The following is a 23,376-nucleotide window of genomic DNA, read 5'->3' as shown; positions in this document are numbered from 1 at the left end:
GACGGCTCGCGACTCAGGCGGTGCGCCTCGGCTTTCTCGCAGCGGGCTTCTGGGCGGTCGCTTTCTTGGCGGTGGTCTTCTTGGCGGTCGCTTTCGTACCGGTCGTCTTCTTGCCGACGGTCTTCTTCGCCGCTGAGGTCTTGGCCGCCGAAGACTTGGCCGCGGAGGTCTTGGCCGCCGTCTTCTTCGCGGCCTTCTTGGTGCCCGCCGTCTTCTTCTTGGGCATCTCGTGGACGGTGGCGTCCTTGCCGGTCTCGCCCCGGGACGACTGAGCCTTCTGCACGGACTCCTGGAGCGCGGCCATCAGGTCGAGAACCTGCCCGGCCGGCGCTTCCTCCTCGTCCGGCTTGGGCGGCTTCTTTCCGCCTGCCTTCGCCTCGATGACCTGCTCCAGGGCCTCGGTGTAGCGGTCCGTGGCCCAGTCCTGGCCCGCGATGCCGTCCGTGGTCATGGAGTCGATGAGGAGGATCGCCCGGTCGATCTCGTCGTCGTCCAGGTCCATCTCCTTGGGGGCCAGCTCCTGGGGGCTGCGGACCTCGTCGTCCCACTTCATGGCGTGCAGCAGGATCACGTCGTCCTGCACGCGCAGCAGGCCAAGGCGCTCACGCCCGTGCCACGCGAACTTGGCGACGGCGGCCTTGCTGTTCCGCTCCAGGGCCTTGCGCAGCAGCGTGTAGGGCTTGTTCGCGACCTGTCCGTCGGCCTGCAGGTAGTACCCCTCACCGATTCTGATCGGATCGATCGATTCGTAGGGCACGAAACCGGCGATCTCGATGGCCTTCGCGGTCGGCAGCGGCATCTCGTCGAGCTCGTCGTCGGTGACCGCGACGATCGTGTCCTTGCTGACCTCGTAGCCCTTGCCGATCTCGGCGCTCGTGAGCTGCTTGCCGTCGAGGTCACAGATCTTCCGCGTACGGACCCGGCCCATGTCCTCCAGGTGGTACTGGTGGAAGCTGATGCTGTGGTTCTCGGTGGCAGGCAGAACCTTGATCGGGATCGTGACCAGGCCGAACGAGATCGCGCCTGACCAGACGGGTCGGGGCATGCGGTACCTCCGTGACAGCCCCGAGGACACCAGCCTAGGAGCGACTCCGGCGGGCGGCACGTGGAGCGCACCCACACGCATCGCATCACGTCGCCTCGCGGGATCTTCAGGTCGTTGATCTTGGGCACACGGAGACAAGTGATCTTCGTTTTCGTGCTCCGCAAGGGAGAACAATGACCGTACCCACGCGCCCGGTTCGACGTGTCGACCGTGAGCGGCGCTTCAATCTGCGGGCGACCGCCCTGTTCTTCGCCCTCCTCGCGATCATCCTGTGCGTCCTGGCATTCGTGGTCCGCACCGCGGCGGACATCGTCGAAAGCCGTCCGCTGTGGGCAGGGGCGATCATCGTGGTGGGCATCGCGGCCGCGCACCTGTGCCGTTCCAGGTGGCGGCGCTTCTCCGCCGCGAGATACGCGCGCCGGGCGGCCCAGGCGCTGGAGGAAGCGGCTGAGCGAGCCTCCGAGAGCCTCGGCGACGCGACCACGGCCGGCGAGGCGCGGCCGGAACCGATACCGGCGACCCCTCCAGAACGGGAGATTCCTCTCGACGTGCCACAACCCGGCCTCGCGGCAAAGGTGTTGGACGGGGAGGAGGCCACGGTCGTCCTCGATGCGCCGGACGACTTCACCGACCTCGACCCCGACGGCTTCGAGCACGCCATAGCCGAGCTGTGCGCCCGTGACGACTGCCGCGAGGTGGAAGTGGTCGGCGGCGCCTGTGACTTGGGCGCCGATGTCCTGGCGATCACCCCTGACGGGCTCCGCGTCGTCATCCAGTGCAAGCGCTACGGAGACGACAACAAGGTCGGCTCGCAGGACCTGCAGCGTTTCGGCGGCACGTGTTTCACCGTCCACGAGGCCGACATAGCGGCGCTCGTCACGACGAGCGATTTCACCGCCCCCGCCCTGGAGTACGCGCAGCAGTGCGGCATCGTGTGCGTGAACGGCGAAGAACTGCGGGCCTGGCTCGACGGCACCGGCCTCAGCCCCTGGGAGGCAGCAGGCGTCGAGGTCTGACTGGGGCCGGGGGAAGCCCCCCCCCGGCCTGCTTCTTGGCACTGCCTGCGTGCCGCCGTCAGCGCAGCTTCACCTTGCTCAGCGCGGCGACGCCCAGCGCCGCCAGACCGATCTGGATGAGCCATTCGATCCAGTCGACGCCGTCGGTGTTCGCCACGTCCAGACCCGCCGCGACGGCCGTACCGATCAACGCCGCCACGATGCCGACGACCAGTGTCCAGAGAATGCCGATGCGCTGGCGCCCGGGAACGACCAGTCGCCCCAGTATCCCGATGATGATTCCGATCACCACAGCACTGATGAGACCCGAAATCTCCACGATTTCCCCTTTGTTGGCGTCCTGTCGCCAACCGAGTGCCCCTGGGCCGGACGGATAGGCCCCGCTTCCGCACGCCCGCTCATCGACCGCCGTAACCGATCTTGTCCAGGCGCCTGAGCACGGGCGAAGCCGCGGTGCCGTGCAGTATCACCGACAGCAGGACGATGAACGTCACCACCGCCCACAACTCCTCCTGGAACGCCTTGAGATCCCCCTCCCCCAGCGCGTACGCGAGGTAGAAGACGGACCCGATCCCCCGGATGCCGAAGAAGGAGGTCACCGCGCGTTCCCCGGGGGTCGTCCGCCCCCGCAGCTGGGCGATCCAGCCGGTGAGCGGACGGATCACAAGCAGAACAAGGACGGCCGTCACCGCGCTGCCCCAGGAGAGCGCGGAGAGGCCGCCGCAGGCGATGAACCCTCCGATGAGGAGCAGCACACCGGCCGTGAGGAGCCGCTCCACCTGTTCCATGAAGGTGTGCATCACCAGTTGGTAGCCGTGGGCGCGCTCGGCGGCCCGGATCGCGCAGGCCGTCGTGAAGACCGCGAGGAATCCGTAGCCGTGCAGTACTTCTGTGAGGCCGTACGAGATGAAGGTCGCCGCCAGTGCGACGAATCCCTCCCGGTGTTCGGACAGCCGCAGCGCTTCCCAGCCTGCCCGGAAGAACATCCACCCGAGCAGCCGGCCGATCAGCAGGCCCACCGCCACGCCGACCGTGACGCGTACGAGCACGTCGCTCCACAGCCAGTGGCCCACCCACTCGCCGGACCAGCCCGTCTGCGAGGCGGCGAACATCGCGAGGGCGGCCATGACCAGCGGGAAGGCGAGACCGTCGTTGAGGCCCGCTTCCCCGGTGAGGGCGAAGCGCACCTCGTCCTCGTCGTGCTCGGCGTCGGTCGGCTCACCGACCCGCACCTCCGCCGCGAGCACCGGGTCGGTGGGGGCGAGCACCGCACCCAAGAGCAGGGCGACGGCCGGCGGCCAGCCCACCAGGCCCCAGGCGACGAGCGCGGTGATCACGACGGTCAGGGGCATCGTGATGCCGATGAGACGCCACGCGGTGGACCAGGACCGTCGGCCGAACGGCCGGTTGATCGCGAGGCCCGCGCCCATCAGGGCCACGATGACGCACACCTCGGTGAGGTGCTCCAACCACGCCCGGTGCTCGTAGGGGTCGAGCTCGGGCAGCCCGGTCGGCAGCAAATAGACGAGGAAGCCGACGGCGAGGAAGACCATCGGCATCGACATGGGCTGTCTCGCCACCAGCCGGGGCAGCACGGCGGCGAGCAGTGCGCCGACGCCCATGCAGGCGTATCCGATGTCCGCAGCCGTCACGTCCATCTGCCGGCGCCCGCCTTCGTGATCATCTCCCGTCCTTCCGCCGCCCGGTTCAGGGTGCCGGGTAGGGCTTGCCGGCGAGGAGCTCGGCCAGGTGGAAGGCGTTGACGGCGAGGGAGTGTGTGGCGGAGGCGACGGACTCGGGCGTCTCGTCCAGATCCTGGTAGTCCGTGCCCTGCTTTGCCTCACCCACCCAATAGGTGACGGCGTAGGGCGCCAGCGAGAAGCCGAGGTCGTTGAAGCCCTGGAAGACGTCCGCGCTCACCTTGTGGGCGCCGTCCTCGTTGCCGACCACGGCCAGCGCCGCGACCTTCCCGTACATCAGAGGGCGGCCGTCGTCGTCGGTCTCCGACATGTCCGCGTTCAGCCGCTCCAGGACGCGCTGGCAGACACTCGACGGGTGGCCGAGCCAGATCGGGGTGGCGAGGAGCACGATGTCGGCCGCCAGCACCTTCTCGCGCAGGGCCGGCCAGGCGTCGCCGTTGCCCAGGTCTGCCGCGATGCCGGGGTGGATGTCATGGTCGGCCACGCGGACCGTCTCCACCTCGACCCCCAGCTTGTCGAATTCGGCCATGACCTGATCGGACAGGGTATGGCTGCTGGATGCGGTGGGCGAGGAATTCAGCGTGCATACCAGGGACAGCGCGCGCATGTGATGCTCCATTTTTCGGTGCCGGGGCGGGTGTATCCCTGGAGGCGTTCCCGATTGGATCAACCCTAATCAAGCGGGCTTTAAAGAACGGAGTCGTCGCGGCATGCGGACCCCGTTCAAAGCGGCTCATGTTTTCGCCGTCATTCACAGGGCAACCGGTAGAGCACAGCCGAACGGCAGTTAACGAACTGTCGGCCGGCAAGAAGCGCAGCACCGCAAGACGAGCAAGTTAAGACGTTCTTTGGAGGTCCCTCATGCTGAAGGCCATTGCAGATGTACTCCGAGCCATCGGTGGAGCCATTGCCACGGTGGTCACCCTTCCCTTCCGCGCTGTCGCGCGGCTCTTCGGCGGCGCCTCCTCCAGCGCCCACGGTCACCACTGACCGCGGGGTCACCCGTGACCACGGGGTTTCGTCACGCCTCTTGATCGACGTACCGCTGAAGCACGTCACAGGCGTACTGGAACTCCTCCATAAGCCGGGTGGACTCCACGACAAGGACCCCGTACGGACGAGCCGGGTCGGCCAGCGGAAGGCCGGCCCGGCTCGCTCCGTCCCGCACCTTGCGGCAGCATTCCTGGGCCTCGTCGGCCAGCCGGCACAGCTGCCGGGCCTGCTCCGTGAGGGAATCCTCGTCCAGCTGGGCGAGCAGTTCAGCGACCTTCTCAAGGGATTCGAGGAAGTTTGCGTAGTCCTCGAGGAAGGCCCGGTCGTCATGCCGGCCCCCGTCGTCCTCCTGCCACTGATGCAGGCCGCGCGTCAGTGACGCCACCTGGTACAGCGAGCGTTCCAGGGCTCCGAGCACCGCGCCGTACCCCTCGAACGAGGTCCGGCCCCGATGCCTGCGCAACAGACGACGAGGGTTGAAGTAGAGGCTCTCCTCCGCCGTACGCAGCCCTTCCCGGGCCTGCGTGATCTGGCCTCCGGTCTGCTCGGCCCGCCGGCGCCACTGACTGCAGCGCTCCTCGTCCACCTCGCCCTCGCGCAGCGCCGGATACATGTCGCCCACCAGCTCGCTCAGAGCGGTGGACAGCGTGCGGATCCCGTACTCCGCGCTGCGGTAGCGCATCGGTGGGGCCACCGTGACGTTGACGACGACGCCGATGCCGCAGCCGATGAGGACCAGCAGGATGATCTCCCCGAGCTGGGTGATCTTCTGCGACGCGGTCGTGGCGGCGGCATAGGTAGAGAAAGCGAAGAAGGCCGCCGTGGCGACCTGTGAACCTTGCGCACCGAGCGCAGGCCAACGTCCGATGAACAGGGCCACCAGCGCGACCAGGATGAACGTCAGCAGGTCAGGCCCGCCCAGGAAGCCCAGGGCCGCCACCATGGCCACACCGACGGCCACCGCGCCGAGGTAGCGCAGCGACTGCAGCAGGGACTGGTACACCGTCACCTGCATGATCAGCACCGCGGAGAACGGTGCGAAGGCGGGTGACGGTGCGTTGAGCAGGTAGTAGGAGACCACCCAGGCCAGCGTCGCGGCCAGTGTGCTCTTCAGGACGAGGAGCAGGGTGTGGCGTTCATAGCCCGGTGTGTCCCAGGCTCGCTGCCACCATTGGCGCACACGGTCAAACCACCCCTGGGCCGCGGACTGCGTCCGCTGCCCTCCGCCCTTGCCGGCCATGCACCGACTCCATTCCGTCCAACAGGTTGATCGAGTTCAGCCTGCTACCCGGAGGAGCCGTCCGCATGCGCGCTTCGGGCCGTGGGGCCCGCACGGCACATCGAGGATGCGCCTACCAGTAATGCTTTCGCCCGCCCACCGCGTGGCCGACAGACCCGAGAATCCACAGGACCACACCGATGACGAGGAGAATGACACCGATGGTCCACAGGATGGAGATGCCTGCCACTAGACCGATGATGAGCAGGATGACTCCGAGTGCGATCATTGCGCCTCCGACCCTCAGAATTATTTCAAGTATGCACCTTCCGAATGCCGATGACAGCTTCAGCGCCGGTGCCGTCGAGCGGCGGAACAATCCCTGAGCGCAGACCATTCGGACACCGATGTGACGGTGTGTGATGCCGGACCACTCATTCGTGCATTCACATCCGTGTCGATCTTGTGCATCTTTCCAGTCCGTGGCGTCGAATCCGGACGAGACCTCTCATCTTGCTGAGCTGTATTTGCCGTCGGCGTGATAACACGGAGTGATCAAATCCGAAGGAGACGACGCGACATCATGGGTATCTTCAGCCGTCGCCAGACCCCGACCCTCGAGCCGATACCGGCGGTCGGCCCCAGCACGCCCTTCTCGGCATCCTCCGGCGCCGCCCTCGACCCGGCGCTTCGCGCGCTGACTGGGGAGTGGACCATCGACCGCCCGCACAGCCGCATCGGATTCTCCGTGCGGCACGCGATGGTGACGACGGTGCGTGGCGCCTTCGGTGACTACGACAGCACGCTGTACTTCGACGGAGCCCGGCCCTCCCAGTCTCGGGCCGAGATCGTCATCCGGGTCGGCAGCGTCGACACGGGCGTGGAGCAGCGGGACGCGCACCTCGTGGGCGGCGACTTCTTCGACGCGCGCCGCCACCCGGAGATGTCGTTCCGCAGCACCTCCACGGTCCATGAGGGCGGGGAGACCTTCCGGATGGCCGGGGAACTGACCATCCGCGGTGTCGCCCGGCCCGTCGAGCTGCAGCTCGACTACCTCGGCTCGGTCGTGGACCCCTTCGGCTTCGAGCGGGCCGGCTTCGACGGCACCACCACCATCGACCGCACCGACTGGGGCCTCGTCTACAACCAGCGCCTAGAGACGGGCGGCGCCATGGTGAGCGAGAAGGTCCGGCTGCAGTTCGACATCTCCGCGATCCGGGCCACGCCGCTGAGTTAGTCCTCCGCCGCGAAGGCGGGCAGGGAGGGCACGGGGTGCGGCCTGCCCGCGCGGGCAGGCCTCATGGCAGCCTTGTCCCCCTTCGCCGTGCCGCACTACCTTGACGCCGTGGATCTCTTCTCGCGCTCATGGACGGCCCTGCGCACGGTGGTCGCCGAACTCCCCGACGAGTCCTTCGCGCGGCCGTCCGGCTGTACGGGCTGGCTCGTGCGGGACCTGGTGTGTCATCTGGTCGTCGACGCCCAGGACGTCCTGATCACCCTCGTGACCCCCGCCGAAGGGGAGCCGACCCGCGACGCGTTGACCTATTGGGACGTCTCGGCGACGCCGCCGACCGGCGAGGACCCGCTCGACGCGTTGACCGTCCGGCTGGCCGCCGCGTACGAGGAGCCCTGGCTGCTCAAGTTCCACCTCGACGACGTGGGTTCGGCCGCAGGACGCGCCGCCGCGCTCGCCGACCCCGACGCCCGGGTCAGCACGCGTGACGAGGTGCTCACCACGGGCGACTACCTCACCACGTACGTCATGGAATGGACCCTGCACCACCTCGATCTGACCGCCCACCTCCCGAACGTGGCCGGACCGCCCGCCGAAGGGCTCGCCCGCAGCCGCGAGATGCTGGAGCAACTCGCGGGCGCCGCCTTCCCCGCGTCGTTCTCCGACGCGGACGCGCTGCTGGTCGGCACCGGGCGGCGCGTCCCGACCGACGCGGAGAAGTCCGCACTGGGCGACCTGACCGAACGGCTCCCGCTCGTCCTGGGCTGATCACCTCACCCGTGCTGGGCTGGTCACTGCACCGGCGAACTCCAGATACCGTTTTCTGCGGCAAGGTGCCCAACTGGCGCCACACCCTTGAGTGTTCGCACACGGCCATGCTAGAAACCGCTTACCACGCGAGCCCCTCCCCCACTCCCAAGGAGCTCCCATGCGCAAGCGAACCGGCACGCTCACGGCCGCCGCGTCCTCCCTGGTCCTGCTCACCGCCGCACCCGCCGACGCCTCCGTCATCTGGGACGGCGACGCCTCCGGTGGGACCGGCGTGTTCTCCTCGACGCTGTGCGACTCGCCCGGCAGCGTCTCCGCCCAGGACAACGACGACGGCCGCGGGCAGGTCTTCAAGTTCAACAAGCCGCTCGGCCTCGAACGTTGCGAGGCCCACGGGATCAGCGTCGGCGGCTCGCGGTACACCTTCAAGAACAACTCGACGTACTGGATCGGCTGGGACACCTCCACCAACACCCCGGACGCGGGCACGATCTTCCAGTGGAAGTCGTACGGCACCAACGACCAACACCAGCAGAACTACCCGGTGTTGATGAAGGTCGAGGGCGGCGCTCTCAAGCTGTTCCACATCGAGACCGGCGAGAAGTGGACCCTGAAGTGGTCCACGCCCGTCACCACCAGCACGTACAAGCGCATCGTGCTCGGCATCCACACCTCCTCCGACGCCTCCGCCGGGTGGGTGTCGGCCTTCTACAACGGCGCCAAGGTCGCCGAGTTCTCCGGCCGCACCTGGGACGACCTGGGCAATGACACCCGGTTCGGTTCGTACGGCTCCGAGGTCCAGGACAAGCGCGTCATCAACTGGATCGACGGGCTCAAGGTCGGCACGACGTACGGAGACGTGGACAACTGAGGGAGGCGCCGACCGGCCGGCTTCAGGCCTGCCCGATCAGCCGCCCCCCGGACAGCTCCAACAAGCCTTCCCGATGTCGTTCACGCAAGACCCGGTCGTGGGTGACCATCACGACCGGGCCCGTGAACTGCCCGACCGCCTCCTGGAGTTGCTCGACCAGCGCCAGGCTGAGGTGGTTGCTCGGCTCGTCGAGCAGCAGGAGCTGAGGACGCCGCGAGAACAGCAGCGCGAGTTCGAGGCGCCGCAACTGTCCCACGGACAGCCGGTTGACCGGGACATCGAATTCCGAGGCCGCGAACAGACCGAACCTGGTCAACTCCCGTGCCGCGTCGTCGACATAAGCCGCGCGGCGCGCCGCAAAGGTGGCCAGCACGCCGCGCTCCTCCCGGGAGAAGTCACTCTCCTGTGGCAAGTAGCCGACGCGCAGCCCCGGTTCACGTACCACCACCCCCGCATCGGGCTGCCGTAGACCGGCCAGGACGGTCAGGAGGGTGGTCTTGCCCGCGCCGTTCGCTCCGGTGATCACATGCAGCGCACCGGGAGCGAGCTCCAGGTCCACGCCCCGCAGCACATCGCCGACGACCAGACCCTCGGCCCGCAGCAGCACACCACTGGTCTCCGAAGGCTGATCCGGCGTCTGCCCCGTCGCCGGGAACGGCGCCCGGAAGGACAGCGGCTCGGGCGGGCGTCGCACTTCCTCGTCAAGGAGCCGCCCCAGTTGCTGTCGGGCCGCGCGGGTGGCGCGGGACGCGGCGGCCTGGGCGCCGCCACCGGCGAGGTTGTACGACAGCTTGTCGCTGTCCCGCATCGCGCCGAAGGTGCGGCCGGACCGGCCCGCCCTGTCGAGTCGGCGCCGCGCCTCGGCCAGTTCCTGGCGCCAGTCGCGGTACTGCTGCCACCAGCGCGCCTCGGCCGCGGCGCGTTCGTCCAGGTAGTCGCGGTAACCGCCGCCGTAGCGCACGGTGGAGCCGCGCGAGCCGTCCAGGTCGATAATGGCGGTGACGGCGGTGTCGAGCAGCAGGCGGTCGTGCGACGCGATGAGGCAGGGCCCCTGGTACTCGCCCAGCCACTGGACGAGCCAGTCCACCGCGCGGTCGTCGAGGTGGTTGGTCGGTTCGTCGAGGAGCAGCCCGGCGGGTTCGGCGAGGACCAGTTCGGCGAGCGCCAGGCGGGATCGCTCACCTCCCGACAGTGTCTCGGTGGGCCGGCGCCGGTCCAGGCGGCCGAGGCCGAAGACATCGAGGACCTCGCCGACGCGGGCGTCGAGTTCCCAGCCGCCGCGTCGGGCGAATTCGTCCTGGAGACGACCGTAATCGCCGAGCACCTCGCTCAGGTCCTCCGAGCCGGATGCCATCAACTCCTCGGCGGCCCGCATCCGTTCGGCCATTTCGGCGAACTCGGCGGTCGCCCGCTCGATGACGGTCTCGATGGTTGCCCCGGCCGGGAACCCGGGCTGCTGCGGCAGGAATCCCACGTGGCCCGCGACCGCCCGAACGACCTGGCCGCGCTGCGGCACGAGGTCACCGGCGAGGGCGCGCAGCAACGTCGACTTGCCCCGGCCGTTCTCGCCGATCAGACCCACGCGCTCGCCACGGGACACCTTCAGGGAGACATCGCGCAGGACCATGCGGTCCCCGAGGACGCAGTGCACGTTCTCGGCGAGGAGGTGCGCGGAGCGGTGGTCACCGGCCAGGACGTCCTGCACACCGGGCTGTTCCGGCCGCCCTGCCTTCGCTTGCGCCATGCGTCAGCCCGCCAACGGCGTGCCGCAGCGGACGCAGTACCGGGCGTCACCTTCGGTGGCGAGGCGGCCGCAGTCGGGGCAGACGCGGCCGAGCAGGCAGACCGGCTCACCCGCGTCGGAGCCACCGTCCGGACCTGCGCCTACGGCCGGGCGTCGGCAATGGGCGGTCGTGTAAATGAGCCCCTCCTCCCCCGCGTCCACGCAACGGGTGAGGCCCGCGGGGAGCCAGGCCAGGGCGCCTGGTGCGAGCGGCCAGGAATCGTCAGGCGTGCGGAGTTCACCCGTACCGGTCAGGACGCTGAACAGGACCCCGCACTCCTCCGTGTGGTCGCCGAGGCTCGCACCCGGGGCCAGCCGGACGACGGCGGCGTCCAGTTCCCTCGTTCGCTCGCCGAGCGACCACAGGACGCTGATCTGCCCCCGCCCGACGGCCGCGGTCTGCTCCGGTCCGACGAACACCGCGGCGGCGGGGACGGGCGTGCTCATGCGAACTCCAGTCAACGGAGGCGGACGTACGGCTCTGATACGGGTCGGCTGCGGCACCGGCGGGATTCGAACCCGCGCAAAGGGAGAGGCAAGGCCCGCCCGGCTCCCCTCAGTCGACGTGCGGGGGGGCTTCCCGCACACCGATCGCATTGGGCCGCTCTGCCACGGCGCCGCAACCTGCGGGACCGCGCGGTCCCGCTTCGCCGAGGATAGGTTCGGCGCGCGGCGCGAGCGAGTCGTTTATCGCGGTGGACCCGGCCCGGCAGTCCAAGATCATCGGGTGGAGAATGCCCCGTATGTCAATGACGACTACGCCCAAGACGGCCACCATCGAAGATGCTTCGCGGATCGGCCGGACCCTGGCCCGCGCCTTCGACGACGACCCGATGATGCGCTGGTTCTTCCCCGACGACGCAACGCGCGAGACGGGGCTCGACCGCTATTTCTCGACACTCTTCACCCGCCAGTACGTCCACCACGGCGTCTGCGAGCACACCGCGTCGGCGGCCGCGTACTGGGTGCCGCCGGGCGCGCAGGACAAGGCCGTTCCCGACGCGGAGACGATCAAGGAGCTGGTGGGGATCCTCGGTGACCGGGCCGCACTGTTCCAGGAGGCCGCGGCAGCCGCCGCCGGGCACGGCCCCCAGGAGCCGCACTGGTACCTGGCCGTGGTCGGCGCGGACCCGGCGGCCCAGGGCCAGGGGCATGGCGCCGCACTCCTGCGCTCGGGCCTCGCCAAGGCCGACACGGACGGTCTGCCCGCCTACCTGGAATCCTCCAAGCCCTCGAACCTCCCCGTCTACGAGCACTTCGGCTTCACGGTGCTCGGCGAGGTCCAACTGCCGGGCGGCGGACCGACCTTGTGGTCCATGCGACGCGAGCCCCGCCGCCCGGCAGGCGCCTGAGCCAGGTCCCTTCTGTCAGAAGGGGCCTAGTCGCCCGCGCGCATCAGGAGGTGGCCGCGGCGGAAGCGTTCGTCTTCGCCCGGCTCGCGCAGCATCCGTCCGATTTCCACGAATCCGGCCTCGCGGGCCAGTTCCGCGAGGCCGTCGACCGGCCAGCGGTAGGCGGTGGTGACCTTGTGGTCGAACGCCGTGACCGGGCCGCCCTCCGCCTCGAAGAACCCGAGCAGGAGGTGGCCGCCGGGGGCGAGGACCCGCCGGAACTCGGCGAAGTACGGAGGCAGGTCCGTCGGCGGGGTGTGGATGACCGAGTACCAGGACACGATGCCGCTCAGCCCGCCGTCGGCCAGGTCAAGGGCGTCCATGGAGCCGACCTCGAACCGCAGGTCCGGGTGGTTCTCGCGGGCGAGGTCGATCATCACCGGCGACAGGTCGATGCCGAAGACGTCAAGGCCCAGGTCCCTCAGGTGCGCCGTCGTCCGCCCGGGGCCGCAGCCCAGTTCGGCGACCGGCCCGGCACCGGCGGACGCGAGTTCGGCGAACGCGGCGAGCACCGCGCGATCCAGCGGGAAGGCGTCGAGCGCGCCGCGGGCGAGTTCGTCGTAGAGGGGGGCGATGGCCCCATAGGCGTCCGCTGTCGTGGCGAGGTAGGAGGGGGAGGTCTCAGTCATGAACGAGAAATCTACTGGCGACGCGGCAGGCGTACCACCTGCACGAAGAAGTCATCGATCTGCCGTACCGCGGCGATGAACTGGTCCAGGTCGACCGGCTTGGTGACGTAGGCGTTCGCGTGCAGTTTGTAGCTGCGCAGGATGTCCTCCTCCGCCGCCGACGTGGTGAGCACCACCACCGGGATGTCCTGCAGGTCCTGGTCCGACTTGATCTTCTCCAGGACCTGGCGCCCGTCGTACTTGGGGAGGTTGAGGTCGAGCAGGATCAGATCGGGACGCGGCGCCGAGGTGTGCTCACCGCGCCGGTAGAGGAAGTCGAGGGCCGCCTCGCCGTCCCGGACCACGTGCAGGTTGTTGCGGATCTTGTTGTCCTCGAACGCCTCGCGCGTCATCAGCTCGTCGCCCGGGTCGTCCTCCACGAGGAGCACGTCGATCGGCGCGGCATCAGGGGTGGTCATGTCAGGGCCTTTTCCTCGTTGCGGGATGCGGTGTTCTCGGTGGCGTTGTCGGCGGTGTCATCAGCGGCGTCGGCGGCGGCGTCTGCACCGGTCCCGGCGTCGGACGGCAGAGTGAAGCAGAGGCGGGTTCCCTCGGCCAAACCGCTGTCGATCCAGATGTGTCCGCCGTGATGCTCGACGATCTTCTTGCACAGCGCCAGGCCAATGCCGGTGCCCCCGTAGGCATCCCGGCCGTGCAGGCGCTGGAAGATCACGAAGACCTTCTCCGCGAACTCCTCGGGGATGCCGATGCCGTTGTCGGTGACGCTGAAACTCCAGTTGCCGGAGTCCTCGTCCTCCTCGCACGTGATCCGGATCCGCGGGGTGCGTTCGGGGTGGTGGAACTTGACGGCGTTGCCGACGAGGTTCTGCCAGAGCATCGTCAGGAGCGTCGGGTCGCCGACGATCTCGGGGAGATTCTCGGGGCGCTCGACGATCGCGCCGGTGTCACGGACGGCAGTCTCCAGATTGCCCAGTGCCTTGTCGAGGGCCTGGTCGAGGTCGACGGGCACCCTGGCGTCGTTGAGGCGTCCGACGCGGGAGAAGGTGAGCAGGTCGTTGATGAGGATCTGCATGCGCTTGGCTCCGTCGACCGCGAAGTCGATGTACTGCTTGCCGCGGTCGTCGAGGGTGTCCCCGTACCGCTTCTCGAGGAGCTGGCAGAAGGAGGCGACCTTGCGCAGGGGCTCCTGGAGGTCGTGGGAGGCGACGTAGGCGAACTGCTCCAGCTCGGCGTTGGAGCGGCGCAGTTCCACCGCCTGGGCGTCCAGTTCGGCCGCCTGCTGGGTCAGCTCGTCCCGCTGACTGCGGGAGGCTCCCAGTTCCGCGACCATCTGCTGCCGCATGCCCTCGACGTCCGCCGCCACCGCCCGGAGATCCGTGGGCCCGTCGATGGTGATGACGTGGTCGAAGTCGCCGCGCGCCACCTGCCGGGACGAGACGCGCAGCGCGTCCAGGGGCCTGGCCACCAGCGCGCGCACCAGGAACGCCAGGACGATCCCGGCCAGCAGGAAGACCACGACCATGGCGCCGAGGATCACCGTGCGCACCGTGCGTGAGCTGTCCAGTTCGTCCTTGCCGTCGTCGACGGCCTCGGCCAGGTCGGAGTTCTGCGTGGCCCATGCGGTGCGGATCTGGTCGAAGACCTCCTTGCCGCGCTCGGTGTCCTTCTCGGCGACGGCACGCGGCCGGCCGGGGGTGACCTCGTCCACCTGCGGTTGGGCGTAGGCACGCCGCCAGTCCGCCGCCTCCCGCTGGACCGTCTTGAGGTCCGCAAGGAGCCGGGGCTGGTCCGCGAGAAGCTTGCGGAGTTCGGCGCCTGCGCGGGCCTCGTCCCGCTTGCCCTGGGTGTAGGGCTGCAGGAACTGCCGGTCGGCGGTGATGGCGTAGCCCCGGACGCCGGTCTCCTGGTTCACCAGGGCGGCCTGCAGGCGGTAGGTCTGCGTGCGGGCCGGCTCCAGGCGGTCGACCAGCTCGTCGGTCACGTCCGCGGTCTGCCCCAGCAGGCGGGCGCCGATCACGGTGCCGGCCACCACCAGGAGCACCATCAGGGCCAGCACCAGCTGGAACCAGCCCTGCACGGTCAGCCGCCGGCTGATCCATGTCCTGCTCGTCGTCTCAACCACGGCGTTGTTCTCCGATGCTGCTCTTGTACCGGCCCTCGACGACAGATCTCGTCGGGCCCTCTCCGTCCCCGTGCCAGTGCAGGTGGACCACGGCCACGTCGTCGGCCAGGCCGCCCTGCTCCTCGGCGAGGTCTTCGGCACGCTGGATCAGCGTGTCGACGAATGCCTCGGGCGCCACATCGCCCAGCTCGCGCGCGAGGCCCAGCAGTCCTTCTTCGCCCAGTCGCTCCCGTCCGTTTCCTATGTGCCCCTCGAAAAGGCCGTCGGTGAACAGCACCAGTGCCGAGCCCGCGGGCAGGGACAGTTCCTCGACCGGCCAGAGCGAGACACCGGGTGCGACGCCCAGGGCAGGACCGCCGGGCGTCTCCACCCACTCGACGCCGCCCTCCGCGGTGCGCAGCAGCATTCCGGGGTGGCCCGCGCGCGTCACGTGCGCGTGCGCTGCCCCGACGGGTACGGAGAGGCTCGTCAGCGTGGCGAAGACGTACGGCTTCACGCGCTCGGCCAGCATGATCTCCTCGAGCCGGCCCACCTGCTCGGCGCCGGTGACGCCGCTGAGCACCAGGGTCCGCCAGGCGATGCGCAGGGCCACGCCGAGGGCGGCCTCATCGGGCCCGTGGCCGGAGACGTCGCCTATGAGGGCGTGCACGGTGCCGTCCGCGCCCTGGACGATGTCGTAGAAGTCGCCGCCCAGCAGAGCCTGGGCGCGGCCGGGGCGGTAGCGGGCCACGACGTCCACGCCCGCGCTGTTCAGGAGCGGCCTGGGCAGCAGTCCGCGCTCCAGGCGGGCGTTCTCCTGTGCCTGCATCTGGCTGGCCTGCAGGGCGACGGCCGCCTGCTCTGCCTGCTTGCGCTGGATCGCGTAGCGCACGGCCCGGCCGAACAGCTCCGGTTCGACGCGGCCCTTGACGAGGTAGTCCTGGGCTCCGGCGGCCACGGCGGCGGAGCCGGTCTCCTCCTCGGCGAGGCCCGTGAGCACGACGACCGCGACCTGTTCGGCGCGGGACCGGATCATGGAGACGGCCTCAAGGCCCTGGGCATCCGGCAGGTGCAGGTCCAGCAGCACGCAGTCCGGGACTTCCAACGTCAGTGACTCGCGCGCCTCGGCCATGGAGCGCGCCCACTGCAGCCGCATCTTCAGGGCACTGTCGGCGACGAGCTCCTCGACCAGGAGTGCGTCGCCGGGATCGTCCTCGACCAGCAGCACCAGCGGCGGCGACAACTGACGGGTCGCCGCAGCATCACTTGCACCGGCCGAACGCACGCCGGAAGTCCATGGCTGTGACGCCACCGCTACTCTCCCGCCCTTCCCACCCGGTAAGTTCGCCTGACCCTGCGGCCGTTGCCGTCGGCACTTCCACAGTGACTATGCCGCAACGACCCTCAAACGGTCTCCGGATCTTCGCACAATGCGCACACCACTCGGTAGCCGACCGTCAAGGACGAGGGGCTGCCACCGAGCGGCGAATGTGGGCGGGACGCGGGCAGGCAGTACACAAGTTCCACATGCCGCAAAACCCTACGACCAGGGCAATTCCGTCACTGGCCCACCCTGCCGTCGATGCACTCGCGCAACAGGTCGGCCTGCCCGCAGTGGCGGGCATACTCCTCGATCCTGTGCACCATCAGCTCGCGGACGGCGAAGCCGTCCTTCCCCAGCCGCTCGCCCAGGTCGGGGTGTTCGGCCAGTTCGGCGTCGAGTGCCGCCTGCTCGCGCGCCAGGTCGGCGTACGCGCCGTCGACCACAGTCTGCTCGCCGACGGCACCGTGGAAATCGGCGTCGCGCTCGCCGTACAGCTTCGGCAGGGGCTCGCCGTCCCTGATCCAGTTGCGCCAGTCCCGTTCCACCTCGGCGAGGTGCCGCAGCAGGCCGAGCAGCGAGAGCGTCGAGGGTGGGACCGAGCGCCGGGCCAGTTGCTCCGGGTCCAGGCCCTCACACTTCATCTTCAGGGTCATGCGGTAACTCGCGAGGAAATCCTGCAGGGTCGCGAGCTCACCGTCCGGGCTGACTCCGTCGCTGTTGCGCGGGTCGTCTTCCGGGTCCGCCCACATGTCGGGGTAGGTGGTGGCCTGGCTCCAGCGTTCGGGTTGGTCGCTCATGCGGGACATGGTCGTCCGCGTGGGCCCGCCGCGCCACCGACTTACCCGCCGTGCTGGATCTGGATGAGGTTGCCGCAGGTGTCGTCGAACACCGCGGTGGTGACCGGGCCCATCTCCGTCGGCTCCTGGGTGAATGTCACGCCGAGTTCACGCAGCCGGTCGAACTCGGCGGTCACGTCCTCCACGGCGAAGGAGGTCACCGGGATGCCGTCGGCGACCAGGGCCGTCTTGTACGGCTGCACCGCGGGATGGCCGGAGGGCTCGAGGAGCAGTTCGGTGCCGTCCGGGTCCTCCGGCGAGACCACGGTCAGCCACCGGTCCTCGCCGACGGGGACGTCGTGCTTCTTCACGAAGCCGAGCACGTCGGTGTAGAAGCGTGCGGCCTTCTCCTGGTCATCGACGAAAACGCTGGTCAGGTGGATCCTCATGGGGTGCGCTCCGATGCTTTGGGCCTGAGCCATCGGGTCACGATGTGCTCAAGCGGTTCGGCGTTCAGGTCGTGGAACTTGTAGCGGCCCTCGCGTCGCGAGCGGACCAGGCCGGCGGATTCCAGTACGGCCAGATGCTGGCTGATCGCCTGTCGGGACAGCCCGAGACCGTGCTTGTTCAGCAGCCTGGCGCATATCTCGAACAGGGTCTGACCGTCCCGTTCCACCAGCTCGTCAAGGATCCGCCGACGGGTGGGGTCGGCCAGCGCCTTGAACACATCGTCCGACATGACCACCACCATAGGCAAGTAGCCGCTTGCCTATCAAGTCGGAGCCTCGCCGCCGCCGATCGGACCGCGACGGGCGGTCAGCGCCAGTCGGGAGCGCCCGAAACGGGTGACAGGAGACTTTCGATCTTCGCCTGGATCTCTCGCATGACATCCACGACGCGGCTCTGGTGTGCGTCGGTGAGCCGGGCCACGGGCACCGAACAACTGATGGCGTCGACGGCCGGGACGTTGTACCGCAAGGCGAAGCCGAAGCCCGCGATGCCGGTCACCGTCTCCTCACGGTCGATGGCGTAACCGCGTTCACGCACCCGGCCGAGGTCGGCGAGCAGGGCGGCGCGGTCGGTGTGCGTGCTAGGGGTACGGGACTCCAGCAGGCCGTCGGGGAGCGGGAGTTCACCGTCCAGGCGTTCGGCGAGCAGCGCCTTTCCCAGGGCTCCGGCGTGCGCGGGAACGCGGCGGCCGACCCGGCTGATGGTGCGCGGGTACTCGTGCGACTCACGGGTGGCGAGGTACACGACGTGCGGGCCGTCGAGCCGCGCCAGGTGGATCGTCTCACCCAGGGCGTCCGACGCCTCGTCCAGATACGGGCGGATGGCGCGCACTCGCGCGTCGCCGTCCAGGTAACTCGTGCCGGTGAGCAGGGTGCGGATCCCGATGCCGTAGAGGGATCCGGTGGTGTCCGTGCGCACCCAGCCGCAGTCGACGAGGGTCCGCAGCAGTTGGTACATGCTGCTGCGCGGCACGCCCAATTCCTCGGCGAGTTCGTCCAGGCGGGCGGGCCGGTCGGCGCGCTCGGCGAGCAGTTCAAGGAGCGCCACGGTGCGCAGCGCCGACTTCACCCCGCGAACACCCGCGCCCGTCCCGGGGTCCGTCTCGCTCTGTGACATGCGCCCATCGTAGATCCGCCGTAGATCCGCGGGCGCCTGGCCATTGACCCCGATCGTTCATGACTCTAGCCTCCATTCTCATACGTGGACGCCATCTGCATATAGAGATGAGATTCGTGAGCGAGCTCAGCAGGAACAAGCTCAGTACGACCCCCCAGGGCATCGCCCGCCGACTGCGGGAAGGCATGGCACGCGGCGTGCTGTCCTTCCCGCTCACGAGCATGGGAAGTGACGGCAGCCTCGACGCGGAGGCCTACCGGGCCTATCTGACGGCCCAGTTGGCGACGGAGCCCGGTGCGGTGTTCCCCGCATGCGGCACCGGCGAGTTCTTCTCACTCGACGAGGAGGAGTACCGCACGGTCGTCAGGGTCACCGTCGAGGTCGCCGACGGCCGCCTGCCGGTGGTGGCGGGCACCGGATACGGGTGGGCCCAGTCGCTGCGGTTCGCCCGGATCGCCGAGGAAGAGGGCGCGGACGCCCTCCTGGTGATGCCCCACTACCTGGTGGAGGCCTCGCAGGCCGGCCTGGTGGAACAGCTGCGCCGCATCGCCGCCGGCACCCGGCTGCCGCTCATCGCCTATCAGCGCGGACAGGTCACCTTCACCGCCGACGCCCTGCGAGAGGTCGCCGACATTCCCACCGTCGTCGGCCTCAAGGACGGGCACAGCGACCTCGACCGGCTGCAGCGCCTGACCCTGGCCGCCCCCGACGACTTCCTCTTCTTCAACGGCGCCGCCACCGCGGAGATCCAGGCCCGCGCCTACAGCACCGTCGGCGTACCCGCCTACTCCTCCGCCGTGCACGCCTTCGCCCCCGAGATCGCCGACGCGTTCTTCGCCGCGCTGCGGCAGCGGGACGACGCGGCGGTGGACCGGCTGCTGCGGGAGTTCTACGTCCCGCTGGTCGAACTGCGCGACCGGGCGCCGGGATACGCCGTCGCCCTGGTCAAGGCCGCCGCCCGGCTGCGCGGACTGCCGGTCGGCCCGGTGCGCGCGCCCCTCACCGACCCCGGCCCGGCCGACATCGCCGATTTGGAGAAGGTCCTCGACGCCGGCCTCGACCTGGTCTCGGCCCCTCGCAGCAGAGCCTGAGCGCTCTGCCCCGCCCGGCCGTCCTTCCTGACTCCCCACCCCCCACACCGACTTGACCCACAGTTCAAAGGGGAACTGAAATGCCGCTCGTCGTAGTCGGGGTCAGCGTCTTGATCCTGTTGTTCCTCATGACCCGCCTGAAACTGAACGGCTTCGCCGCCCTCCTCCTCGTGGCCGTCGGCGTCGCGCTGGTGCAGGGGATACCGGTGGCCACGATCCCGGACGTCCTCTCGGAGGGCATCGGCGGCCAGATCGGCGACACGATGCTGGTCATCGGGCTCGGCGCCATGGTCGGCCGCGTCATGGGGGACTCCGGTGCCGCCCAGCGCATCGCCAACAAGATGCTGGACGCGTTCGGACCGCGCTGGGTCCAGGTGGCCATGGTGGTCACGTCCATGCTCATCGGCGTCACCATGTTCTACGAGGTCGCCTTCATCATCATCGTGCCCATCGCGTTCACCCTCGTACGCGTCACCGGCGCGAAGCTGCTGTGGATCGGGCTTCCGATGTCGATCACGCTCTCCACGATGCACAGCTTCCTGCCGCCTCACCCCGGTCCCACCGCCGTGGCCGCCACGTTCCACGCCTCCGTCGGACTGACCCTGGTCTACGGCCTGTTCATCGCGATACCCGCCGGCGCGCTGATCGCCCTGACGTGGCCCCGGCTCCCGTTCGTCAGGGCGATGAACCCCACCATCCCCACGGGCCTGGTCAGCGAACACGAGTTCACCGACGAGGAGATGCCCGGCCTCGGCTGGTCCCTTACCGTGGCCCTCTTCCCCGTCGTACTGATCGCGGGCGCCTCCGTCACCGAGATGGCCACCTCCGGCGAGAGCCCGTTCCTGCACTTCGTCGCCTTCATCGGTTCGGCACCGATCGCCCTGCTCCTGACCCTCCTCCTGGCGATCTGGGCATTCGGGCCGCGCATCGGCCGCAGCCTCTCCGACGTCAGCGCTTCCTGTACGTCCGCGGCCAAGGCCATGGCCATGATCCTGCTGGTGATCGGAGCGGGCGGCGCCTTCAAGAACGTCCTCGTCGAAGGCGGCATCTCCGACCACATCAAGGACACCACCGACGGCTGGGCCATCTCGCCGCTCATCCTCGCGTGGCTGATCGCGGTGATCCTGCGCATCGCCCTCGGCTCCGCCACGGTCGCCGTCGTCACCGCGTCCGGCGTCGTCCTGCCGCTCCTGGCGGGCAGCGGCGTCCACCCCGAGATGCTCGTGCTCGCCGTCTCCTGCGGATCGATCGCCTTCTCCCATGTCAACGACCCCGGATTCTGGCTGTTCAAGGAGTACTTCAACCTCTCGGTCATCGAGGCGATCAAGGTACGCACCACCTATACGACCGTGCTCGCGATCCTCGGCCTCGGCGGCGTCCTCGCGGTGGAGTGGGCGCTTGACGTCCTGAGCCTCTGACCCCCGTGCCCGTACCCCCGTTACATCCCACACCCGCTCTCACACCTGAGGAATCGCCGATCATGAACAGGCAGCCGACCGTCACCGCGTTCAGCGTCTACCCGGTCGCCGGCCGGGACTGCATGGAGCTCAACCTCTCCGGCGCCCACGGTCCTTACTTCACCCGCAACATCGTGGTCCTCAGGGACTCCGACGGCCGCACCGGCCTGGGCGAGGTGCCGGGTGGCGAGAAGATCACCCAGACCCTGCGCGACGCCGAGTCCCTCGTCGTCGGCGCCCGCGTCGGTGACTACAAGCGCGTCCTGCGCGAGATCGGCGACCGCTTCGCCGACCGCGACTCCGGCGGCCGGGGCGCCCAGACCTTCGACCTGCGCACCGCCGTCCATGCCGTCACCGCCGTCGAGTCCGCGCTGCTCGACCTCCTGGGCCAACACCTGGAGGTGCCCGTGGCGGCGCTGCTCGGCGACGGACAACAGCGCGACTCCGTGCGCGTACTCGGATACCTCTTCTACGTCGGCGACCCCGACCGCACCGACCTCGACTACGTCCGCGAGCCCGACGCCTCCGTCGAGTGGCACCGCATCCGGCATGAGGAGGCCCTCACCCCCGAGGCGATCGTCCGGCAGGCCGAAGCTGCCTACGACCGTTATGGCTTCCGGGACTTCAAGCTCAAGGGCGGTGTCCTGGCAGGCGCCGAGGAGATCGCGGCCGTACGTGCACTGAAGGACCGCTTCCCCCAGGCCCGCATCACCCTCGACCCCAACGGCGCCTGGTCCCTGCGCGAGGCGATCGAGCTGTGCGCTCCCCTGACCGACACCCTCGCCTACGCCGAGGACCCCTGCGGCGCCGAGGCCGGCTACTCGGGCCGCGAGGTGCTTGCCGAGTTCCGCCGGGCCACCGGACTGCCGACCGCCACCAACATGGTCGCCACCGACTGGCGGCAGCTGACCCACGCCCTGGCCCTGCAGTCGGTCTCCATACCCCTGGCCGACCCGCACTTCTGGACCATGCAGGGCTCCGTGCGCGTGGCGCAGCTGTGCAACGCGATGGGTCTCACCTGGGGGTGCCACTCCAACAACCACTTCGACATCTCCCTGGCCATGGTCACCCACTGCGGGGCCGCGGCCCCCGGTGACTACAACGCCCTGGACACCCACTGGATCTGGCAGGAGGGCCTGGAGCGCCTCACCACCACGCCGCCCCGCATCGTCGACGGGGAGATCGCCGTACCCCAAGCCCCTGGTCTCGGCGTCGAGCTCGACATGGACCGGCTGCTTGCGGCCCACGACCTCTACAAGGAGAAGGCCCTGGGCGCACGCGACGACGCCACCGGCATGCGCTACCTCATCCCCGACTGGCGGTTCGACAACAAGCGCCCCTGCCTGGTGCGTTGACCGTCCTGCTCAGCGCTTGGCGATGAGTGCCTCGACCCCGTCCAGGAAGCGCTGGAGACCGAACTCGAAGAGCGTGCCCAGTTCGAGATCGAAGTCGTCGTCGCCGAAGAGGTGAAAGAGGACCGGATAGGCCCCGCTGGACTGGATCGCGTCCATCCGGGGCTCGTTCGACGCCATCCACTCCTCGGGGGTCATGCCGGTGTCCTGCCGCGCCTGGGACTCCAGCTCCATGGCCAGCGTGACGCCCTGGGCGTATCCCAGCAGCGTGAGATGGACATGGATCATCTGGTACGGCGAGAGACCGAGCCCGCTCAGGGCGCCCAGGACCCGCTCCGTGTACCGCATCGCATGAGGTGAGGCCATCGGCCGGGTCAGCCCGGCCATGGCCCGCCCCAGCCAGGGGTGACGCTCATACCGGCCCCACAACCACCGTGCCTCCTCTGCCAGTTGGGCACGCCAGCCGTGGGGCCGAGGCCCCGACGGCTCCTCGCTGAACACCGTCTCCGACATCAGCCGTACGAGTTCACCCTTGCTCGGTACATGCCGGTACAGCGCCATGGTGGAGGCCCCGAACTCGGCCGCGACGCGGCGCATGGACAGCGCCGCCAGGCCCTCGGCGTCGGCGAAGGCGATCGCGGAGCGGATGATGCGCTCCCGCGTCAGCCCCTGCCCCGATGCGGCACGGCGTTCCCGCACGGGCTCCGCCACGACCGTGCCGACACCGGGCACGGCGCGCACCAGGCCCTCCTGCTTCAGTGCGGCGAGCGCCTTCGTGGCGGTCGCCATCGCGACACCCCATTCCTGGGTGATGTGCCGAGTGGAAGGGACACGGTCGCCCGGGGCGAGAGCGCCGGAGTCGATCCGGTGACGGATGTCGCGCGCGATACGGAGATAGGGCGGGTCGGCGGTCATGACCGCACTGTACTAGTGCGCTCCCCCGCCACTACCCCAGTTCAGCAGGTCTACCAGCAGAGGTGCACTAGGCCATTGTTTGCGG

26 protein-coding genes and 1 tRNA gene are annotated in these 23,376 nt (G+C 69.1%); 9 read left to right on the top strand and 18 right to left on the bottom strand.

The features are described 5' to 3' along the window. Nucleotides 1-13: 13 nt before the first annotated feature. A complete protein-coding gene (gene ku, locus ACZ5U5_RS14395) occupies nucleotides 14-1,045 on the bottom strand; it encodes a non-homologous end joining protein Ku (RefSeq protein ID WP_469020656.1) in 1,032 nt (343 codons plus the stop codon). A gap of 173 nt (nucleotides 1,046-1,218) precedes the next feature. Between ku and ACZ5U5_RS14390 the strand changes: the two genes are divergently transcribed. Continuing rightward, nucleotides 1,219-2,061 carry a restriction endonuclease gene (locus ACZ5U5_RS14390; protein ID WP_469020653.1) on the top strand — a complete coding sequence of 281 codons (843 nt, stop codon included), beginning with the start codon at nucleotides 1,219-1,221 and terminating at the stop codon, nucleotides 2,059-2,061. Nucleotides 2,062-2,119: 58 nt separating this feature from the next. Here ACZ5U5_RS14390 and ACZ5U5_RS14385 read toward each other — a convergent pair whose 3' ends face one another. The 3 genes from ACZ5U5_RS14385 to ACZ5U5_RS14375 all read right to left on the bottom strand — a co-directional run bounded on the left by ACZ5U5_RS14385 (nucleotide 2,120) and on the right by ACZ5U5_RS14375 (nucleotide 4,368). Then, nucleotides 2,120-2,380 carry a GlsB/YeaQ/YmgE family stress response membrane protein gene (locus ACZ5U5_RS14385; RefSeq protein WP_453685923.1) on the bottom strand — a complete coding sequence of 87 codons (261 nt, stop codon included), beginning with the start codon at nucleotides 2,378-2,380 and terminating at the stop codon, nucleotides 2,120-2,122. Between the two features lie 79 nt (nucleotides 2,381-2,459). Further along, nucleotides 2,460-3,719 carry a cation:proton antiporter gene (locus ACZ5U5_RS14380; RefSeq protein ID WP_469020650.1) on the bottom strand — a complete coding sequence of 420 codons (1,260 nt, stop codon included), beginning with the start codon at nucleotides 3,717-3,719 and terminating at the stop codon, nucleotides 2,460-2,462. Nucleotides 3,720-3,768: 49 nt separating this feature from the next. After that, complete coding sequence (locus ACZ5U5_RS14375; protein WP_469020648.1) at nucleotides 3,769-4,368, bottom strand: flavodoxin family protein; 600 nt, start codon at nucleotides 4,366-4,368, stop codon at nucleotides 3,769-3,771. Nucleotides 4,369-4,622: 254 nt separating this feature from the next. On the opposite strand from ACZ5U5_RS14375, the gene ACZ5U5_RS14370 reads away from it, so the two are divergent. Continuing rightward, nucleotides 4,623-4,751, top strand: coding sequence for an LPFR motif small protein (locus tag ACZ5U5_RS14370; protein WP_351165998.1), 129 nt, complete (start codon nucleotides 4,623-4,625; stop codon nucleotides 4,749-4,751). A 31-nt stretch (nucleotides 4,752-4,782) separates the two neighbouring features. On the opposite strand, the gene ACZ5U5_RS14365 is transcribed toward ACZ5U5_RS14370, so the two are convergent. Both ACZ5U5_RS14365 and ACZ5U5_RS14360 read right to left on the bottom strand, forming a co-directional pair. Then, on the bottom strand, nucleotides 4,783-5,994 hold the full coding sequence (locus ACZ5U5_RS14365) for an FUSC family protein (protein WP_469020645.1): 1,212 nt from the start codon (nucleotides 5,992-5,994) through the stop codon (nucleotides 4,783-4,785). A gap of 112 nt (nucleotides 5,995-6,106) precedes the next feature. Further along, nucleotides 6,107-6,262, bottom strand: coding sequence for a DUF6131 family protein (locus tag ACZ5U5_RS14360; protein ID WP_469020643.1), 156 nt, complete (start codon nucleotides 6,260-6,262; stop codon nucleotides 6,107-6,109). 294 nt (nucleotides 6,263-6,556) lie between these two features. Between ACZ5U5_RS14360 and ACZ5U5_RS14355 the strand changes: the two genes are divergently transcribed. From ACZ5U5_RS14355 to ACZ5U5_RS14345, 3 genes are all read left to right on the top strand, one after another. Continuing rightward, the gene (locus ACZ5U5_RS14355; RefSeq protein ID WP_469020640.1) at nucleotides 6,557-7,210 is read left to right on the top strand and encodes a YceI family protein; all 654 of its coding nucleotides are present in this window, start codon (nucleotides 6,557-6,559) and stop codon (nucleotides 7,208-7,210) included. 108 nt (nucleotides 7,211-7,318) lie between these two features. Next, complete coding sequence (locus ACZ5U5_RS14350; RefSeq protein WP_469020893.1) at nucleotides 7,319-7,975, top strand: maleylpyruvate isomerase N-terminal domain-containing protein; 657 nt, start codon at nucleotides 7,319-7,321, stop codon at nucleotides 7,973-7,975. Nucleotides 7,976-8,135: 160 nt separating this feature from the next. Beyond that, complete coding sequence (locus ACZ5U5_RS14345) at nucleotides 8,136-8,846, top strand: heparin lyase I family protein (protein WP_469020637.1); 711 nt, start codon at nucleotides 8,136-8,138, stop codon at nucleotides 8,844-8,846. Nucleotides 8,847-8,868: 22 nt separating this feature from the next. On the opposite strand, the gene ACZ5U5_RS14340 is transcribed toward ACZ5U5_RS14345, so the two are convergent. From ACZ5U5_RS14340 to ACZ5U5_RS14330, 3 genes are all read right to left on the bottom strand, one after another. After that, complete coding sequence (locus ACZ5U5_RS14340; protein WP_469020635.1) at nucleotides 8,869-10,590, bottom strand: ABC-F family ATP-binding cassette domain-containing protein; 1,722 nt, start codon at nucleotides 10,588-10,590, stop codon at nucleotides 8,869-8,871. Nucleotides 10,591-10,593: 3 nt separating this feature from the next. Continuing rightward, nucleotides 10,594-11,076 carry a cupin domain-containing protein gene (locus ACZ5U5_RS14335; RefSeq protein ID WP_469020632.1) on the bottom strand — a complete coding sequence of 161 codons (483 nt, stop codon included), beginning with the start codon at nucleotides 11,074-11,076 and terminating at the stop codon, nucleotides 10,594-10,596. Nucleotides 11,077-11,127: 51 nt separating this feature from the next. Further along, nucleotides 11,128-11,248 (bottom strand) — tRNA-OTHER (locus tag ACZ5U5_RS14330). Nucleotides 11,249-11,363: 115 nt separating this feature from the next. Here ACZ5U5_RS14330 and ACZ5U5_RS14325 point away from each other — a divergent pair. Beyond that, the gene (locus tag ACZ5U5_RS14325; RefSeq protein WP_469020629.1) at nucleotides 11,364-11,981 is read left to right on the top strand and encodes a GNAT family N-acetyltransferase; all 618 of its coding nucleotides are present in this window, start codon (nucleotides 11,364-11,366) and stop codon (nucleotides 11,979-11,981) included. Nucleotides 11,982-12,007: 26 nt separating this feature from the next. On the opposite strand, the gene ACZ5U5_RS14320 is transcribed toward ACZ5U5_RS14325, so the two are convergent. From ACZ5U5_RS14320 to ACZ5U5_RS14285, 8 genes are all read right to left on the bottom strand, one after another. Next, nucleotides 12,008-12,649, bottom strand: coding sequence for a class I SAM-dependent DNA methyltransferase (locus tag ACZ5U5_RS14320; RefSeq protein ID WP_469020627.1), 642 nt, complete (start codon nucleotides 12,647-12,649; stop codon nucleotides 12,008-12,010). 11 nt (nucleotides 12,650-12,660) lie between these two features. Beyond that, complete coding sequence (locus tag ACZ5U5_RS14315; RefSeq protein ID WP_469020625.1) at nucleotides 12,661-13,107, bottom strand: response regulator; 447 nt, start codon at nucleotides 13,105-13,107, stop codon at nucleotides 12,661-12,663. Continuing rightward, on the bottom strand, nucleotides 13,104-14,693 hold the full coding sequence (locus tag ACZ5U5_RS14310) for a sensor histidine kinase (protein ID WP_469020891.1): 1,590 nt from the start codon (nucleotides 14,691-14,693) through the stop codon (nucleotides 13,104-13,106). The genes ACZ5U5_RS14315 and ACZ5U5_RS14310 overlap by 4 nt, the downstream gene beginning before the upstream one ends. A gap of 70 nt (nucleotides 14,694-14,763) precedes the next feature. Then, on the bottom strand, nucleotides 14,764-16,035 hold the full coding sequence (locus ACZ5U5_RS14305) for a PP2C family protein-serine/threonine phosphatase (protein WP_469020622.1): 1,272 nt from the start codon (nucleotides 16,033-16,035) through the stop codon (nucleotides 14,764-14,766). Between the two features lie 275 nt (nucleotides 16,036-16,310). After that, entirely contained in the window at nucleotides 16,311-16,880 is a 570-nt protein-coding gene (locus ACZ5U5_RS14300) for a mycothiol transferase (RefSeq protein ID WP_469020620.1), read from the bottom strand. Nucleotides 16,881-16,912: 32 nt separating this feature from the next. Then, the gene (locus ACZ5U5_RS14295; protein ID WP_469020617.1) at nucleotides 16,913-17,299 is read right to left on the bottom strand and encodes a VOC family protein; all 387 of its coding nucleotides are present in this window, start codon (nucleotides 17,297-17,299) and stop codon (nucleotides 16,913-16,915) included. Continuing rightward, complete coding sequence (locus ACZ5U5_RS14290) at nucleotides 17,296-17,589, bottom strand: ArsR/SmtB family transcription factor (protein ID WP_469020614.1); 294 nt, start codon at nucleotides 17,587-17,589, stop codon at nucleotides 17,296-17,298. The genes ACZ5U5_RS14295 and ACZ5U5_RS14290 overlap by 4 nt, the downstream gene beginning before the upstream one ends. A 77-nt stretch (nucleotides 17,590-17,666) precedes the next feature. Further along, nucleotides 17,667-18,476 carry an IclR family transcriptional regulator gene (locus ACZ5U5_RS14285; protein ID WP_469020612.1) on the bottom strand — a complete coding sequence of 270 codons (810 nt, stop codon included), beginning with the start codon at nucleotides 18,474-18,476 and terminating at the stop codon, nucleotides 17,667-17,669. Between the two features lie 116 nt (nucleotides 18,477-18,592). Here ACZ5U5_RS14285 and ACZ5U5_RS14280 point away from each other — a divergent pair, with 116 nt between their 5' ends. From ACZ5U5_RS14280 to ACZ5U5_RS14270, 3 genes are all read left to right on the top strand, one after another. After that, nucleotides 18,593-19,567: a 5-dehydro-4-deoxyglucarate dehydratase gene (locus ACZ5U5_RS14280; protein ID WP_469020609.1), complete on the top strand. Its 975-nt coding sequence runs from the start codon at nucleotides 18,593-18,595 to the stop codon at nucleotides 19,565-19,567. A gap of 80 nt (nucleotides 19,568-19,647) precedes the next feature. Then, nucleotides 19,648-20,985 (top strand): gluconate:H+ symporter, encoded by a 1,338-nt coding sequence (locus ACZ5U5_RS14275; RefSeq protein WP_469020606.1) that lies wholly within the window; start codon nucleotides 19,648-19,650, stop codon nucleotides 20,983-20,985. A 62-nt stretch (nucleotides 20,986-21,047) separates the two neighbouring features. Next, on the top strand, nucleotides 21,048-22,379 hold the full coding sequence (locus ACZ5U5_RS14270; protein ID WP_469020603.1) for an enolase C-terminal domain-like protein: 1,332 nt from the start codon (nucleotides 21,048-21,050) through the stop codon (nucleotides 22,377-22,379). 9 nt (nucleotides 22,380-22,388) lie between these two features. Here ACZ5U5_RS14270 and ACZ5U5_RS14265 read toward each other — a convergent pair whose 3' ends face one another. Further along, on the bottom strand, nucleotides 22,389-23,291 hold the full coding sequence (locus ACZ5U5_RS14265; RefSeq protein ID WP_469020600.1) for a TetR/AcrR family transcriptional regulator C-terminal domain-containing protein: 903 nt from the start codon (nucleotides 23,289-23,291) through the stop codon (nucleotides 22,389-22,391). Nucleotides 23,292-23,376: the final 85 nt, after the last annotated feature.

The organism is Streptomyces sp. NPDC033177 (assembly GCF_055577715.1).
The sequence above is the reverse complement of the archived record's forward strand: the minus strand, read 5'-3'. Positions and strand labels throughout refer to the sequence as shown.

Excerpts from the sequence above, each read along its gene's own strand:
- ku (WP_469020656.1), bottom strand. The coding sequence starts at position 1,045 with ATGCCCCGACCCGTCTGGTCAGGCGCGATCTCGTTCGGCCTGGTCACG.
- ACZ5U5_RS14390 (WP_469020653.1), top strand. The coding sequence starts at position 1,219 with ATGACCGTACCCACGCGCCCGGTTCGACGTGTCGACCGTGAGCGGCGC.
- ACZ5U5_RS14380 (WP_469020650.1), bottom strand. The coding sequence starts at position 3,719 with ATGGACGTGACGGCTGCGGACATCGGATACGCCTGCATGGGCGTCGGC.
- ACZ5U5_RS14375 (WP_469020648.1), bottom strand. The coding sequence starts at position 4,368 with ATGCGCGCGCTGTCCCTGGTATGCACGCTGAATTCCTCGCCCACCGCA.
- ACZ5U5_RS14370 (WP_351165998.1), top strand. The coding sequence starts at position 4,623 with ATGCTGAAGGCCATTGCAGATGTACTCCGAGCCATCGGTGGAGCCATT.
- ACZ5U5_RS14365 (WP_469020645.1), bottom strand. The coding sequence starts at position 5,994 with ATGGCCGGCAAGGGCGGAGGGCAGCGGACGCAGTCCGCGGCCCAGGGG.
- ACZ5U5_RS14360 (WP_469020643.1), bottom strand. The coding sequence starts at position 6,262 with ATGATCGCACTCGGAGTCATCCTGCTCATCATCGGTCTAGTGGCAGGC.
- ACZ5U5_RS14355 (WP_469020640.1), top strand. The coding sequence starts at position 6,557 with ATGGGTATCTTCAGCCGTCGCCAGACCCCGACCCTCGAGCCGATACCG.
- ACZ5U5_RS14345 (WP_469020637.1), top strand. The coding sequence starts at position 8,136 with ATGCGCAAGCGAACCGGCACGCTCACGGCCGCCGCGTCCTCCCTGGTC.
- ACZ5U5_RS14340 (WP_469020635.1), bottom strand. The coding sequence starts at position 10,590 with ATGGCGCAAGCGAAGGCAGGGCGGCCGGAACAGCCCGGTGTGCAGGAC.
- ACZ5U5_RS14335 (WP_469020632.1), bottom strand. The coding sequence starts at position 11,076 with ATGAGCACGCCCGTCCCCGCCGCCGCGGTGTTCGTCGGACCGGAGCAG.
- ACZ5U5_RS14325 (WP_469020629.1), top strand. The coding sequence starts at position 11,364 with ATGCCCCGTATGTCAATGACGACTACGCCCAAGACGGCCACCATCGAA.
- ACZ5U5_RS14320 (WP_469020627.1), bottom strand. The coding sequence starts at position 12,649 with ATGACTGAGACCTCCCCCTCCTACCTCGCCACGACAGCGGACGCCTAT.
- ACZ5U5_RS14315 (WP_469020625.1), bottom strand. The coding sequence starts at position 13,107 with ATGACCACCCCTGATGCCGCGCCGATCGACGTGCTCCTCGTGGAGGAC.
- ACZ5U5_RS14310 (WP_469020891.1), bottom strand. The coding sequence starts at position 14,693 with ATGGTGCTCCTGGTGGTGGCCGGCACCGTGATCGGCGCCCGCCTGCTG.
- ACZ5U5_RS14300 (WP_469020620.1), bottom strand. The coding sequence starts at position 16,880 with ATGTCCCGCATGAGCGACCAACCCGAACGCTGGAGCCAGGCCACCACC.
- ACZ5U5_RS14295 (WP_469020617.1), bottom strand. The coding sequence starts at position 17,299 with ATGAGGATCCACCTGACCAGCGTTTTCGTCGATGACCAGGAGAAGGCC.
- ACZ5U5_RS14290 (WP_469020614.1), bottom strand. The coding sequence starts at position 17,589 with ATGTCGGACGATGTGTTCAAGGCGCTGGCCGACCCCACCCGTCGGCGG.
- ACZ5U5_RS14285 (WP_469020612.1), bottom strand. The coding sequence starts at position 18,476 with ATGTCACAGAGCGAGACGGACCCCGGGACGGGCGCGGGTGTTCGCGGG.
- ACZ5U5_RS14275 (WP_469020606.1), top strand. The coding sequence starts at position 19,648 with ATGCCGCTCGTCGTAGTCGGGGTCAGCGTCTTGATCCTGTTGTTCCTC.
- ACZ5U5_RS14270 (WP_469020603.1), top strand. The coding sequence starts at position 21,048 with ATGAACAGGCAGCCGACCGTCACCGCGTTCAGCGTCTACCCGGTCGCC.
- ACZ5U5_RS14265 (WP_469020600.1), bottom strand. The coding sequence starts at position 23,291 with ATGACCGCCGACCCGCCCTATCTCCGTATCGCGCGCGACATCCGTCAC.